This window comes from Paenibacillus sp. 37, from assembly GCF_008386395.1.
GTDB lineage: Bacteria > Bacillota > Bacilli > Paenibacillales > Paenibacillaceae > Paenibacillus > Paenibacillus amylolyticus_B.
The window spans coordinates 5709716-5724668 of sequence record NZ_CP043761.1; the positions used below are offsets into that span (position 1 = coordinate 5709716).

Here is a 14953-nt window from a genome sequence, read left to right on the forward strand (position 1 = left end):
CGTACTTTCAGAGTAGGTAGATTGTGTTCAGTTGAAGTATCTCTTCCGATAATTGAACTGTTCAGATCCTTTGAAAACTTATAAATGCTAGATATAAAAAAGACTCATGATCTGTCTCCTGCCGCTTTGTAATCCTGATGATACGTGCCGAAAATCCAGTTCATGAGCCTTTACTTTACTATTCAGCTTGCTACCACAGATCTGGCCTTATTTCCCGCTTCCATCCGTTGCCTGAATACCAACACCAGAACCATCGCTGCAATAGAGAGCAACGTGCAGATCATAAACATGGTCGAATACGAACTCACCTGTACAATAAGCCCCATCGCCAGTCCGCCCAAAGAGAATCCAAGGTCATACGAGGACATGAAGATTCCCATGAGTACATATCTGGAATCCGCAGGCAGCACAAAAGACAGGTATGTGGTTAATGTCGGGTACAACAGTGCCAGGGCAAAGCCGCTGAACACCGCGGAGAGATACACCAATGGCCCGATGATCTCCATCAGGCTGAGTAACTGGGTTCCCAGTGCTGCACACAGCATTAACCCTGCCATCAGCCAGGTATTCCAGCTACCGTCGGACGGAATTTTTTTACGAAAAATAAACCTGCACAGGATCACAACCAATCCCTGTATCGTCAGAAATACCCCTGCACTTGCCATTCCGGTGGATACCATATACAGGGGAAGAAAGGTCGCTGTCGCCCCAAAGACGCAGGACGCAAACAACATCACCACACTGCTGATCAGCAGTGGCGTACTGCGCCAAATGCCGCCGAATGAACGAAACATGTCACCCAAGGTGTACGATTTATTCTGCACGGTACTCCGTGGCAGATCCACATTATATCCAATCAGAAGTGGCAGCGCCGCCAGTCCGATCATCAGCAGCGTAAACGCCAGATCACTGGCATTTTCCCAGATTTGTATGGCGAGGATCGGAATGACCAGAGAAGGAACCATCGTAAACAGGGTGTACATGGACAGCCCTTGTGCCCGGTCTTTGTCCTCCAGCTTTTCCACAATGCCTGCCTGCATCGTCATGGAGAAAAAGGCCGTAGCCACCCCTTGCAGGGCTCTCAACCAGAGATACGTCTCCACACCAAAAACAACAAACAGCAGCAACGTCCCGGCGTGTAAAAGCAATAGCCATTGCATCACACGAAGCGGCCCATGCTTACCCAGCAGCTGTGCTGCAAAAGGTCTCAAGAGCATACAGGTGAACATATATGCCCCCATCATCAGACCAATCTCAGCCTGATTCAATCCCGCGGCTTCGCTTCTCAAAGGCAGAATAATCGTCAAAGCTGAATTTGCCGCAAAAAATAAAAAGGCCAGCATATAAAACCGGATAAACGAAAAGGATACCGGATTTAATTTTCCATTGGATGTTGCCGTCATTGAAGCCTTCAAACGTTCGTCACCACTTTCTCTTCGGGCAGTCAATTCATAGATGTACCTGTCACGGGTCTACGCCGTTCATAGGCAAAAACGATCATTACCGCTCCTAGGATAGCACAGATCATGTACATAAATGAATAGGAAGAGAAGTCAGCGACGGGTCCCATAATCACACCACCCAGAGAAATACCCAGATCCGCCATCGCAATAAATAGGCCGATCAGAACGTTCCGGTTCAGCTTAGGCAACACAAAAGATAAATAGGTCGTGAGTGTCGGATACAGGATCGCCTGACCGATTCCCATGAATACAGCGCCCACATAGAAAAAGACCACCCCGCCTGTCACGGCAAAACTGACACATTGCGCAGCTACGGCGAGCAGACACATGGTGCCCATCATGAAAGGAGAATGCCAACTGCCATCAGACGGAATCCTTTTCCTAAGCATGATTCGAGCCAGCACCACCGTCCCGGCCTGAAGCATCAGATACACACCCGCATTCCCATTTGGTACTTGACTCGCATACAGCGGAATAAAGGTGGTAATCGCACCAAATACAACGGAAGCGGCGAGCATTAACACACTGCATCGAAACAGAAACGGATTCTTCACCAACTGACCAAAGGATTCCCACATACTGACGTTCTGCTCCGAAAGATTCTCAGCAGGTTGCTCCTTGTTTGGTTCCATTTTGGCGGTATATCCGAAGACACCCGTACAGACGGCAATGCCGATCAGAACCACTGTAAAATAATCCATGCCACCCGTCTGCCAGATTCCTAACGCGATAACAGGCCCCACGATCCCCGGAATATAACTGAATAGCGAATAATACGAAATCCCCTGTGACCGATCTTTCTCCGGAAGTGCATCAATAATGCCAATCTGCAAAGCCATAGAAAAGAACGCTGTCGATACCCCCTGCAAAATACGAGCAACCAAATAACCCTCGAGTCCCGTAAAGGTATATAAAATCAGGGCAAATCCATTGATGATCAGAATCAAACGCAATATTTTGATCGGACCGTGCTTTTGAATAATCCGACCTGCCCATGGTCTGAAAAACATCGTTGTGAACATATAAGCGCCCATGATCAGTCCAATCGTTGTACCACTCGCACCCAAGGACTCCCCTTGTAATGGGATGATCACGTTAAGAATGGCATTGGCACTGAAATACAGAAGAACCAGTATGTACAAGCGCAGAAAAGGCCAAGACATCGCTCCACTCACAATGGGTGTTCCCCCTAAAATGGTATTAAATGCTTCAATAATAGCTTCGCATAGTCTGACTGAACATCCTTTAGCTGCTCAATAGGAACGGTCTCTTCAATCTGACCCTCTCTGAAAATGATCACCCTGTCACAGATATAAGCTGCCGCCTGTATATCATGTGTGATAAAGACATAGCTCAGCTTGTAGATCTCCTTAAGCTCTTTCAACAATTGCAGTACCTGAATCTGAACAGACACGTCCAGTGAGCTGATCGCTTCATCGAACACAATGCATTTGGGAGCGGTGGAGATGGCCCTGGCTATGCACACTCTCTGAGCCTCCCCGCCGGATAGTTCATGCGGATATTTGGATTTATAGGAAGGGTCCAGTCCAACTTGGTTCAGCAACAGATCCACCTTCACTAAGTTACCCTGATCTTTTCGCAACTTTTGCTGCGCTTGCATCGGTTCCATAATGGCAGCTTCCACGGTAAGAAATGGATTGATGGAGGATGTATAATTTTGAAAAACGGCGCTGAGATTACCCATCCGTACACGTCGATCCTGTACGTCTTTACCATCAAGCGAGATCGTTCCATGATCCGGCCGTTCAATGCCCAGAATCAGACGGCCCAACGTAGATTTACCGCTTCCGCTTTCACCGATGATGCCCAGACATTCACCATGCTGGCATTCAAAGGTAACTTGTTTCAACACTTGTTTTTTGTGCTTGGAGAACAGTCCGCCCTGGTTATATGATTTTTCAATACCTTCCACCTTTAGCATCTATGCGTCCCCCTGCATCAACGACTTGAAATGATTGCTCAGCTCCAATCGGGTAGAGACCAAATACTGCGTATAGGCATGCTCCGGCTCTGTCAAAACAGAATGCATGCTGCCACGCTCGACGATCTTGCCGTCTTTCATGACCATCACGTCATCGGCAATCTTCTGCACGACGCCGAGATCATGGGAGATGAACATCATGGAACAGCCCATGCGTTCGCGTAATTGAATCAATTGCTCCACTACTTCATATTGGGAGATCGTATCCAGCGCCGTTGTTGGCTCATCCGCAATAATCAGATCGGGCTCAAGCACCAATGCCAGTGCAATCATGATTCGCTGCAGCATCCCACCGGACAGTTGATGTGGGTATTGATTCAGAATCTCGCGCGGATGTCTGAGCATGACACTTTCCATGGCATTGATGATTTTCCGTTCAATCTCACGGGTATTCCAGCCAAAATGCTGCTGAAGCGTCTCTCGAATATGAACACCAATGACACAGGAAGGATCAAATGCACTCATGCCATTCTGCAAAATCATACACAGATGTTTGCCCCGCTTACGCCGCATCTCCGGTTCCGAAAGCTGGTTCAGGTCTTCGCCCTGAAATAACATCCTGCCCGATTGACGAATCCATGGCTTGTTCAGTCGCATGATGGCCCTGCACGTGACGGACTTGCCGCTACCACTTTCCCCTACGATGGCCATACAGCTTCCCTGTTTAACTTCGAATGAACTGTTATGAATGATCACTTTGTCTGTATTGGTGTCCCATACTTTCAAATGTTCAACCTCGACTATATTCATAAGCGGCCTTTCTCACCTCACTTTCGTAAGACTTGTCAGACTTACCTTGAGAGGTCATCAATTTGGGGTCCAGAGCCACTTGAAGGGCATCCGATAGAAAATTAAAAGCAGACACGACCACCACAATGGCCAGGCCCGGTGCCAACATCAATTCAGGTCTGGAGAACATGACTTCCCTCGCCTCATTGAGCATCATGCCCCACTCCGCATGCGGAGCCTGGATTCCAAGCCCCAGAAAGGAAAGGCCGGAGATCTGCAACATCATCGAACACATGGAACCGCTGGCAATGACGGCAATATCGGCAAAAGTAACCGGAACAATATGTTTGGTTATAATTCTCAGATTAGGTGTGCCGGAGGCTTTGGCGAATTTTACATAATCCATATCGGAGAATTGCATCACAGATGTTCGAATAACGCGGGCAAACCAGGCCCATTTCATCCACACAAAGGCAATCAAAATGTTCTCCAGTCCTGCACCCAAAATGCCAACCACCGCCAGTGTCATCACGTATCCGGGAAAAGACAGCATAATATCACAGACTCTCATGATCCATGCATCCACTTTCCCCTTGAAGTAACCCGCGGTGAATCCAACAATAGCCCCGATCAGAACAGATAGACTGAGCGCAACCAGAACCCATAACACACTTGGACGGATGCCATAGATAAGCCGGGATAATACACATCTGCCCAGATGATCATTGCCTAATAGATACTCCCAGGACGAGGAGGCATAACGAAGCTTCATATTCACTTGTCCAGGATCATGCGGCGCAATAAGCGGAGCCAATATGCCCGCCATAATTGTGACAATAATCACCACCAAAGAGGTAATAGCAAGCTTGTCTTTACTCCAATTTTTCAGTATACGCATCAGAATTCCTTTCTCAAACGGGGATTCATCGCCGCATTAATGATGTCGGATAACGTATTAAACAAGACAAAGGTGACAGCCAACATCAGAACATACGCCTGAATAATCGGAAAATCCCTGCTTAAAATGGATTTCACGCTGAGTCTCCCTAGCCCCGGCCAGGCAAACACATTTTCGATGACTACCGTACTGCCCAGCACGATCGGGATCGCCATACAAAAGATGGAAACGGCCACCTGTAATGAATTTCTCAGAATATGCAGGGTTACTTTCTTCTCGCTCAGACCACTGGCCCGTGCATATAACACATAGTCCTCATTCATATTACTCAACATGGAACTCCGAACCGTTCGGAAGTAAATGCCCGTATAACTCACCGTGATTACGATCACCGGTAGAATGTAGCTTCGATACGAGTCCATGCCACTGGTAGGTAACAGGTCCAGCTTGACGGAAAAATACCAGATCATCATGGCTGCAAGCCAGTAGGATGGCATGGCGGTAAGGAAAAATGATACGCCTCTGACCGATCGATCCAGCAGCTTGCCTTCTCTCATGGCACAGATCACACCCAGCAGAATGGACAGCGCAATAATGAAAACCGATGAGACAAGTGTTAACTTCAATGTGTTCATAAAAGCAGGCCCCATCAATGACCACACGGGTTCACCAGATACATAAGAGTTGCCAAAGTCCAACTGCACAACAGCCATGATCCAGTTCACATACTGGATCATGAATGGCTGATCGAACCCCAATGCCTGGTTGGTCTGGGCAATTAATTCCTCTGTAATCTGCGGAACTTCCTGTGCCTGTAAGACAACAACCGCCGGGTCCAAGGGAGATAGATTAATCAGGACAAACGTTATAAATGAAATGATAATCAGTAAAGGGATGGTTAACAGAATCCTTTTGACGATATAAATTCCCATATCCATCTCCGCTCTATTTAAATTGAACTAAACCATATTTACACTACACTCCGATGACAGAACATCCTTCCGATCGCTGTTATCCCCAGATTTTTTGATTCCTTTTATATAGGGAAAATCCGGGGATAAAGGCGAACGCTCCGCTTCTTGAGGTTCTTTCTGTCCTCTCCGTTTTGTGTAAATGTTTAGTTCAATTTATATATTTAAAATTCATTTGTTCGAATGGTAGTTCATATTGGGTCTGCTTGAATGAGATTCCATCAAGATTCTCAGGAGCGACAACGGTGACACGTCCGTTGGTAATCGGAATGAACAACGCTTCATCATGGACGATCTTCATAATGTCGGCATACAGAGATTGGCGTGAAGCCTCATCCGTGGAAACCATGACCGCATCGATTTTCTGGTACAGTTCATCTGCTTCGGCAATTCCGCTTGTCGTATGCTTGTATGCTGAATCTGACGTAAATGCAGCAATGGTACTCTGTGGATCATAGGCCAGTCCCCAGGTTTGATTAAAGAGCAGATCATATTCCCCGGTGGCTCTCCGATTCGCAATGGAAGTGGACTCTTCGCCCAAGATTTCAAGCTGAATCCCCAATTCTTTCATGGAATACTGGATCAATTCGGCCTGTATTTTCTGTGAAGACGAATTGCTGTCATAGTATAATTTCATGGCTAAAGGCTGACCGTTCTTCTTTCTCACCACTTCACCATCTGTCAATGTCCAGCCAGCTTGGTCCAGAAGATTTTTAGCCAATTCCGGATCATACTCCCGTTTCTTAAGGTCTACCTTGGCGTAATTGACATTGGCCGAAAATAGCGTGTCCGCTACCGTCTGCGTTCCGTTGAAAATATCTTTACTGATCGTTTCACGATCAATGCCAACCCATAGCGCTTCCCGCACTGCCGTTTCCTGAACCGGACTATCCTCGCGACTGCTATTGGCTACGATCATACTCGTATTCATCGCTTCACTTCGGACCACTTGATAATCCCCGGATTCAGCCAGTTGGTCCATGGCCTCGACATCGATACTATCTGCTCCCCGGTCATCGGTGAACACAAAGTTGATCTCTCCCTTTTGCAATGCCAGGAATGTTGTTTCACCTGCCGGAAGAACCTTGGATGTGATCTTCTTGATAGCAGGTGCACCACCCCAATAGTCTTCATTGGCTTCAAATGTGGCATTCTCTTCGACTTTATGAGCAGTAAGCTTGTAGGGTCCTGTACCGTGGAAACCACTTACCCCGTCTTTGGTTCCGTCATCTTTGAAATCCTTGGGGGATATGAAGACGTAAGGTCTTGTCATGGACAGTTCCACCAGTGCCGGATAATAGGCTTCCGACAGCGTCAGCTCCATCGTGTGCTCATCGATAACTTTTACACTCGTGATTTTGGTAGAAAGCTTGATCCAAGCATGTTTTTCGGCATTCGCCTGTACTGCATCGATATTTTGTTTAACCGCCTCTGCGTTGAACGGCTCTCCATCATGGAATTTCACATCTTGTCGCAGATGAAAGGTATAGGTCTTGCCATCCTCGGAGATATCCCATGATTCAGCCAGCAATGGCTTGATTCCGTCAGGTGTGTTTTCCACCAGCGACTCATACACCATTCCTTGCGCAGGCATGGAACCTGTATACAGATGTGGGTTCATATCATTAATATCTTTAGAAGAAGCATAGATAAGTTCTGTTTGTACCTGGCTATTGGCAGGCTCCGTTTGGGCGCTCTCTTTCTCTTTTGGGCTCTGTCCGCATCCGGCGAGCAGTGCAATGGCAGACACCAGCAATAGTATGGATGTAAAAGTAAGACCCTTTTTCACAACATTTCCTCCTGATTAGTAAGCATAATTAAACATTTACACTTGCCACTTCGATGACAGAACAACCTTCCGATCGCTGTTATCCCCGAATTTCTTGAATCTATCTCCTAAAGGTAGTATTTCGGGGATAAAGGCGAGCGCTTCGCTTCTTCAGGTTTTTTCTGTCCTCTTCGTTATTGTGTAAAACTAAATTCAACTTACTTAAATTAATATAACTAGACCCAACTACTCGAAAGTCCGGTGCAGATCATGCGGATATCCTCTTCAAAGGATTGGATGACAAAGGCGTCGGACAAGCGTTGATTCGGGTGTGCGTCAGCTACTTCCTGAATCTTCGCCTCATACCTGGCGATAAATTGATCAATGGTTGGACAGCTCACATCGAGATGTCTGGCGATGCCTTGAATGATTTTGATGCGGTAGTAATCTTCCTTGGGCATCCGTGGAATGTCCAGCTCTCCTTCGCGGTTCAAGAACGTTTGACGAAATGGCACCGCTGAAAAGTCGAAATATTTGCCTTCCGAATCGGGTTCCGAGAATGGATCAATCAATAATGAGGTGTATCGTATGTATAATAAATACTCTTGATGAATGACCTGCATCTGATTGAAATTCTCGATATCCTGGCGTGATATACTCTCTAATCGAACAGGATAGTTGTCATCCGTCATGAATTGAAGCAGGTTCACTCCCTGAATATCAAGTCGGTCCGTAATATCCTTAACCTCCTGCCACTGTGCTCGCATTTCCCGTATCAAAACTTGTGTAATCGGACCTTCGGGATACATCTTATATACATATCTCTGAGTATCCGATGCTCCAAAGATGGCTTCTAATGAGAAGTCATTCATGAACAAGGGTGGATGCACGTACAACGAAATATTTCTCGTTTCCGCCTCCAGTGGGGATCGCATCACTTCCAGCGCAATACCCAAACGCTCATACACTTGGCATAGCTTACTGACCTGTTCAGATGGGTAACGAGTGGAACCGATATAGACCTTTTTCTTAACCCCTGTAGTAATCACATGATTCGACGGCTGTTCGTGCATCCAACGGGTATCTCCAAGGTAGGTAGAGAAACTGATCACTTCCGGCTCTGATTTCCGCTCTCTCATATAATGGGTCACAAGTCGATTCGACCCAAACGTTGGAGAAACCAAAATGATACATTTCAGTTGTTTGATGAATTCATTTTTCATTTGTTCCAATACATCGATATAAGCATCCGTTGTTACAGCCAAAATGAGTGTTCCCCACTCACCATCAATGGTGTCATATCCCTTGAACACATGATCAACGAAACATTCACCTGCGAGCGATTGATGTTTCTCATTTTGAATGCTGACCTGAATACGTTGATTGCTCTCTTCAAAGGCTGAAAAAATCGATGCTGAACGAACCGATTGTCTCCCCGCAATGCCTATACAGCAGTTGAGATGATCTTTGAGCGTTACTGCAAGCTGAATGGATGCAGGTCCGGTTCCGAGTATCAGAATTCGCTGAAGATTGCTCATATAAGCCTCCTATATTCAAGTTCAATCTGTAATCCATTTGGACGCAATTGGATGCACTTGCATACCTATGCTTTTTGGTACAACGCAATATCAAACACATCATCCGGGCGCAAGATCGTATCCACCAGCTTCCACTTGTTGCTGTCCGTCGCTCTCATCGGATAATTAAATAAGGACTTTAACTGGTCACCATATCTCATGGCTACAACCACCTGTGCATTTGTCAGGGCATGCAGTTGATCGAGCAGATCATATTTAGCGGCCACGGTAGAGCTGAAAATGATATGGGTTGCTTCCCTGGTATAATCCAGATTCTCCAGCAATGTTGACTCCAAACGAATCTTCAAACCCGTGCCCAGTGTCTCCACCACTTTTCGCCCGAGTGTAATGGATTCTTCATCAATATCGATCCCGACGACTTCTGCACCTGAACGCTTGGCGATGAGTAATGGTGTCATAGGGAATGAACCGGAGCCTACCAACAACACTCTGGAATCGGAGGTGACATGGAAGCTGCCGAATTCTTTATCGATACACTCTTCTATATTCTTGAAATAATCGGCAATCTGTACATCCCCGTTCTCTAACTTCAATGCACGATATTTCTCCATGATCGCCACACACTGGGCGGATTTATTTCTTAACTGCCATACAAGCGAATCAAGCTCTTCCAACTCCGAATGCTCCAACTGTTCCCAGGCTGCCTTATTCTCCTGATCGGTCACAAAGCGGGAGTAGTCATTGATCACAGCTTCCAGCTCCGAACTATGCTGAATCGTATGATCATACTTGCTCGCGAGCTTATCGAATTTCTCTGCAAATTCACTCAAACATGTCTGAAAATGAACCAATGTGATCATTTCTTTTCCCCCAATACGTTGTCTCGATCATGTCATGTACCTCATGCGTTTATAAAGCTCCATTCTGCTGGAGCATCTATGAAGGCTTTGCCTTGAGCCACGATGCCAACCGATCCCTCAATCGTAATACTCCCAAGTTCTGCGCCATCCCACTGGGCTACCACTTTGATCGCACCACCAGGCTGCTTGATGTACTGCGTAATCTGCCTTTGCTGGCTCCATGCGAGATACGCTCCTACGGAGGCTGTACCCGAACCACACCCTCTCTCCCAGATCAGACTATCCAGCTCCGGAACATAGATGAGTGGGGCCATTTCTTCCAAGTGTGATTGATATAACAAGATACCGATCAGCTTATCTCCCAGAGTTAATCCCAGTAATCTTGCAAGGGTCTGTGCCCTCTTCTTCATCGTATCGTCAAAGTCATCGACTTCAATCACGATATGGATGAACTCAGCGTACCGGATGATCACCATATCGAGTTCGATGCCTTCGTACCGGATTGTTCGCTGCTCAATCTGCTTCGGAACCGGCATGGTTACCTGGCAGTTGTATTCATGCTGCTGCTTCTTCACATGGCACATGATCAATTGATCGGTTCCGGAAACCTCCAGCATGATATCCATAGACTCCTGTTGAGCCAGTCCTGCTTCAGATGCGTGGTGTGCTGCAAGTGCCATACAGGCATTGCCACAGAACTCTCCTCCGGCCATTTCCAGACGGGCCACAGCTTCCGGTCTCCTCGTTGGTTCAATGAATCCCACTTGTTCAGCGTAAACGTTATCATATGACATTAAGCGCGTAGCAATATGGTTGTAGTTCTCGGCTGCATGATCCGTTTTAACCAGAATCGTCATGTTTTGAGTGGGACTGAACTTGATAAAATCGATCTCCTGTTTCATCGCAGCGACTACTCCTGTTCTTCTTTTTTATCTAATAGTAATTATTACGATTAAAGGTCGAGAAAAATATAGCACATCCTTTTGGGGAGCGTCAACAAATATTTCCATTTAAAAAAATAAAAATTTCAAAATACCTTTAGCTGCCCTCCATATAAGAAAACCCAAACAGAGCTGACGCTTCTGCGCCAGCCCTAGCCATAACTAAATCGTCTGATAAGATTCAGCGAATCGCCGTTCCTACCCACTCTCACTTAAAAAAGGGAATACGAAAAACGGCTGCCGTCGAACGGAACCGTTTCGATCTGGATATGATCCAGTGATTCACTATACTCATCACTCTTGATGTGCTTGCACATTGTGCAGTGCTTTCTCAGCCAGTGCAGCCAGAAGATGTGCTCCCAGCGGCAATGCCCGTTCATCCACATCAAAGCCAGGGTGATGCCACTCATGCGGGCCAGAGGTGCCCAGGAAGAGGAACAGGCCCGGAACTTCTTTTTGATAAAAAGAGAAGTCCTCACCTGCTGGAGAAGGCAGCGGTCTAACGCTATTTAATCCAATCTCACTTGCAACTTGTTCCGCCGCAGATGCGAGAGCTTCATCGTTGACCACAGCAGGTGGTCCCTGAATCCAGCGAACCGTAGCCCGTGTGCCATAAGCAGCCGCCACACCTGCGACCACCTGATTGAAACGTTCGCGAATCCGTGCACGCACTTTCTCATCAAAGGTACGCACTGTGCCATCGAGTATCGCTTCATCCGGAATGACGTTCCAGGCTGTGCCGCTGTGGAGCTTGGTGACACTGATTACAGCACTCTCCTGTGCTCCCACATTGCGACTCACAATGGCCTGTAATGCCGTAACAATATGTGCGGCAACCACAATTGGATCAATGCCGGCTTCAGGCACGGCTGCATGGGTGCCTACACCTTCCACTTTGACAACAAAACCGTCTGCTGCTGCCATCAATGCGCCTTCCCGAATACCCACCGTACCTACCTGTAGATCAGGCTTGTTATGCAAACCAAATACGGCCCGAACATTGGATAATGCGCCGCTCTGGATCACTTGCCGTGCACCCGTTGCTTTTTCCTCCGACGGCTGGAATATCAACCGTACTTTTCCCGGCAAACTGGACTCGCGCTGTTTCAGTAATCGTGCAGCACCGATCAGAATTGCCGTGTGTGCGTCATGTCCGCAAGCGTGCATCTTTCCATCTACTTGGGAGGCAAATGCCAGCTTTGTCTCTTCCTGAATGGGCAGCGCATCAATATCTGCTCTTAGGGCAACCACAGGACCGTCCCCTTGACCTACTTCAGCGACAAGTCCTGTCCGCAGCACATATTCGTCTGCAATACGGACGCCTTCCTCTTCCAGCCACCTGCGAATAGCTGCCGTCGTCTCCTTTTCCTCGCCGGACAATTCCGGGTTACGATGCATGTGTCGCCGAATGGTGATTAAACGTTCCGCGAATTCTTCCGCCCGTTCACCATGAAGTTCATGCTCGGGGCCCTGTACTTGTTGCTCAGCCTGCTGTTTAGGCTGTTCCAGATCACTTTTCATCACACGGCCTCCCATTCGTATATATTCACTGCTATATTCACTGTCTACTTCTATCCGATTGCTGCTTCTTCCTTGGATTCCAGTGCAAATTCGCTTAGTCCCTGCTCTGCCAGAATTTCACGCAATAATTCGAATGAACGAATGCGCTTGGTAAAATCCCGTGTAGCTGTAGTCACAATGAACTCTTCCACAGCAAACTCCTGCTGGAACTTCAGCAGTGCCTGACCTACGCTTTCCTTCGTCCCCCGGGTCACACTTGGCTCCAAAATTTCGATCCGATAGGTTTCGTTTGATTGACGACCGAATTCTTCCGCCTGTTCCACAGAACCGACAGTGAGTACTTTCCCACTCTCCAGATGGATCTTCACCAGCATATGCTCGCTCGCAAGTCCTTCCGCTTCCTCCTCACTCTCGGCCACAATTAACGATATGGCTAGTGCAGCGTAGGGCTCCCGTCCCTGGGAACGATCAAATTGTTCACGATACACACGGATCGATTGAAGCGCTACCTCTATATTACTGTTAATGAACAGTGAAAAGACATATGGAAGTCCCAGTTCCGCAGCCATGCCTGCACTATCAACACTGGCTCCAAGTACGTACAGTTCTGCTGGAATATCGGACAGAGGCGAAGCGCTGAGACCTGCAAGTGGATGTGATGAATCTTCAAGCGGCTCATTGTGGATGTATCGTTTCACCTGAACAATTTTCTCTTGAAGAGATGCTGATTCCTGAATACCTTCCTGCAACGCTTGTGTCGAACGGGGTAAACCACCTGGCGCACGACCGATTCCCAGGTCAACTCTTCCTGGTCCGAGCGCTGCAAGGATATTGAAATTCTCGGCGACTTTGTATGGGCTGTAATGCTGGAGCATTACTCCGCCGGACCCCAGCCGAATCCGCTTTGTATGCGCAAGCAAGTGGGAGATGAGTACCTCCGGGGAGGAACCCGCAACATGCCCTGAATCATGGTGCTCCGACACCCAGAATCGATGGAATCCCAGCTGCTCTGCTCGCTGTGCCAGCTCAATCGTATGCCGAAAAGCATCCACCGCCGTCTCCCCTTCATAGATGGGAGTCTGATCCAAAATGCCAACACGAATACTCATATCCTTCTCCTCCTTGATTGTGCTGAACCGCTATTCTTGAATCACTATTAAGTTGAACTAGAGATGTTACACTTTATCACTCCGATTGCAGTACCATCTTCCGATCACTCTTATCCCCAGATTTTCTTTACTCCCTTGGTTCAAGGGAAAAATCTGTTGATAAATGCGCACGCTTCGCTTCTTCAGATTGGTTCTGCACTCTCCGTTTTGGTGTAAAAATCAGATTCAACGTTAGATGCTCTATAACTGCCGCAGCAGTTCCCCGAAGGGCTCTGCCAATGGCGAATATTCTTCTTTTAACGTGACAACGCTGATCTGCAGTGATACACCTGCCACCTCATGTACCTGAATGGGGAACAGTTCCTGATTCTGCACTTCCTTCTTCACCGTGAGTCCCGGGAGAAAAGCAATGCCTGCCCCTTGCATAACCAGTTTCTTCGCTGTCTCCGAATTATCGACATGGTATGTAATATTCGGCGGATGTTCCAGCGAGTCGAAAGCCCGGTGAATGCGAAGCCAGTCCAATGAACCACATTCAAAAAAGACCAGTTGCTCATTCCGAATGGCTTCCATGCTGACATGCCCGCTCTCAATGAATGGATGCCCTTTATACACATAGAGCTGGATTGGATCTTCATAAAAAGCAACCGTACGGATCGCAGGATGCATGACCTTGCGCACAAAGGCAAGATCAATCTCCTGACCCAGCAGTTTGGCAATCAGCTGATCCGTCGTTGCTGTCGTCAATTTGATGTTAATCTCGGGGTAAGCATCCTTGATCTTGGGTAGAAAATCGGGAATGACATAATTGGATACCGATACTGTACTCCCCAGTCGAAGCGCATCCGGTGTTGTCCGGCGTTGCTGAATCTTCTGCTTGCCCTTCTGAATCACTTGCAGCACTTGCTGCGCATATGGCAGGAATTTCCGACCTTCTTCTGTTAGCACGATTTGCTTGCCAAGCCGAACAAACAACTTGCAGCCCAGCTCCCTTTCCAGTGACTGAATGCGAGCTGTGACCGAAGGTTGGGACAAGAAGAGTACTTCGGCAGCCTTATTGAAGCTTCCATAATGATTGATATATACAAATGCTTCAATATTCTCGATATTCATGAGTGCCTCCGTATCCACGTCCGCAGACGTTTGATCTTAT

At 47.4% G+C, this 14953-nt stretch carries 13 protein-coding genes; all 13 read right to left on the reverse strand.

Annotation, left to right across the window (positions count from 1 at the left end; translation table 11 throughout):
• Positions 1-182 precede the first annotated feature (182 nt).
• The 13 genes from cntE (F0220_RS24480) to F0220_RS24540 all read right to left on the reverse strand — a co-directional run bounded on the left by cntE (F0220_RS24480) (position 183) and on the right by F0220_RS24540 (position 14913).
• Entirely contained in the window at positions 183-1403 is a 1221-nt protein-coding gene (cntE, locus tag F0220_RS24480) for a staphylopine family metallophore export MFS transporter CntE (protein ID WP_105601210.1), read from the reverse strand.
• A gap of 41 nt (positions 1404-1444) precedes the next feature.
• On the reverse strand, positions 1445-2638 hold the full coding sequence (cntE, locus tag F0220_RS24485; RefSeq protein WP_105601212.1) for a staphylopine family metallophore export MFS transporter CntE: 1194 nt from the start codon (positions 2636-2638) through the stop codon (positions 1445-1447).
• Between the two features lie 14 nt (positions 2639-2652).
• A complete protein-coding gene (locus F0220_RS24490) occupies positions 2653-3405 on the reverse strand; it encodes an ABC transporter ATP-binding protein (RefSeq protein WP_105601213.1) in 753 nt (250 codons plus the stop codon).
• On the reverse strand, positions 3406-4215 hold the full coding sequence (gene cntD / locus F0220_RS24495) for a staphylopine uptake ABC transporter ATP-binding protein CntD (protein ID WP_105601215.1): 810 nt from the start codon (positions 4213-4215) through the stop codon (positions 3406-3408).
• Entirely contained in the window at positions 4196-5092 is an 897-nt protein-coding gene (cntC, locus tag F0220_RS24500; RefSeq protein ID WP_105601216.1) for a staphylopine uptake ABC transporter permease subunit CntC, read from the reverse strand. The genes cntD and cntC overlap by 20 nt, the downstream gene beginning before the upstream one ends.
• Complete coding sequence (opp1B, locus tag F0220_RS24505; protein WP_105601218.1) at positions 5092-6024, reverse strand: nickel/cobalt ABC transporter permease; 933 nt, start codon at positions 6022-6024, stop codon at positions 5092-5094. The genes cntC and opp1B overlap by 1 nt, the downstream gene beginning before the upstream one ends.
• 190 nt (positions 6025-6214) lie before the next feature.
• Positions 6215-7852, reverse strand: a complete 1638-nt coding sequence (cntA, locus tag F0220_RS24510; protein WP_146117106.1) for a staphylopine-dependent metal ABC transporter substrate-binding lipoprotein — start codon at positions 7850-7852, stop codon at positions 6215-6217.
• 215 nt (positions 7853-8067) lie between these two features.
• Positions 8068-9369 carry an opine metallophore biosynthesis dehydrogenase gene (locus tag F0220_RS24515; RefSeq protein ID WP_105601219.1) on the reverse strand — a complete coding sequence of 434 codons (1302 nt, stop codon included), beginning with the start codon at positions 9367-9369 and terminating at the stop codon, positions 8068-8070.
• Positions 9370-9434: 65 nt separating this feature from the next.
• Complete coding sequence (locus F0220_RS24520) at positions 9435-10229, reverse strand: class I SAM-dependent methyltransferase (RefSeq protein WP_105601221.1); 795 nt, start codon at positions 10227-10229, stop codon at positions 9435-9437.
• A gap of 41 nt (positions 10230-10270) precedes the next feature.
• Positions 10271-11131, reverse strand: a complete 861-nt coding sequence (locus F0220_RS24525; RefSeq protein ID WP_105601222.1) for a histidine racemase CntK family protein — start codon at positions 11129-11131, stop codon at positions 10271-10273.
• A gap of 333 nt (positions 11132-11464) precedes the next feature.
• A complete protein-coding gene (locus F0220_RS24530; protein WP_223199770.1) occupies positions 11465-12691 on the reverse strand; it encodes an amidohydrolase in 1227 nt (408 codons plus the stop codon).
• A gap of 50 nt (positions 12692-12741) precedes the next feature.
• Positions 12742-13800, reverse strand: coding sequence for an LLM class flavin-dependent oxidoreductase (locus F0220_RS24535; RefSeq protein WP_105601224.1), 1059 nt, complete (start codon positions 13798-13800; stop codon positions 12742-12744).
• Between the two features lie 240 nt (positions 13801-14040).
• Positions 14041-14913, reverse strand: coding sequence for a LysR family transcriptional regulator (locus F0220_RS24540; RefSeq protein WP_105601226.1), 873 nt, complete (start codon positions 14911-14913; stop codon positions 14041-14043).
• Positions 14914-14953: the final 40 nt, after the last annotated feature.

Bases quoted from the DNA above. Each gene is read 5' to 3' on its own strand.
- F0220_RS24525 (WP_105601222.1), bottom strand. From the start codon at position 11,131: ATGAAACAGGAGATCGATTTTATCAAGTTCAGTCCCACTCAAAACATG.
- opp1B (WP_105601218.1), bottom strand. From the start codon at position 6,024: ATGGGAATTTATATCGTCAAAAGGATTCTGTTAACCATCCCTTTACTG.
- cntC (WP_105601216.1), bottom strand. From the start codon at position 5,092: ATGCGTATACTGAAAAATTGGAGTAAAGACAAGCTTGCTATTACCTCT.
- F0220_RS24530 (WP_223199770.1), bottom strand. From the start codon at position 12,691: ATGAAAAGTGATCTGGAACAGCCTAAACAGCAGGCTGAGCAACAAGTA.
- cntD (WP_105601215.1), bottom strand. From the start codon at position 4,215: ATGAATATAGTCGAGGTTGAACATTTGAAAGTATGGGACACCAATACA.
- F0220_RS24490 (WP_105601213.1), bottom strand. From the start codon at position 3,405: ATGCTAAAGGTGGAAGGTATTGAAAAATCATATAACCAGGGCGGACTG.
- F0220_RS24515 (WP_105601219.1), bottom strand. From the start codon at position 9,369: ATGAGCAATCTTCAGCGAATTCTGATACTCGGAACCGGACCTGCATCC.
- F0220_RS24520 (WP_105601221.1), bottom strand. From the start codon at position 10,229: ATGATCACATTGGTTCATTTTCAGACATGTTTGAGTGAATTTGCAGAG.
- F0220_RS24535 (WP_105601224.1), bottom strand. From the start codon at position 13,800: ATGAGTATTCGTGTTGGCATTTTGGATCAGACTCCCATCTATGAAGGG.
- F0220_RS24540 (WP_105601226.1), bottom strand. From the start codon at position 14,913: ATGAATATCGAGAATATTGAAGCATTTGTATATATCAATCATTATGGA.
- cntE (WP_105601210.1), bottom strand. From the start codon at position 1,403: ATGACGGCAACATCCAATGGAAAATTAAATCCGGTATCCTTTTCGTTT.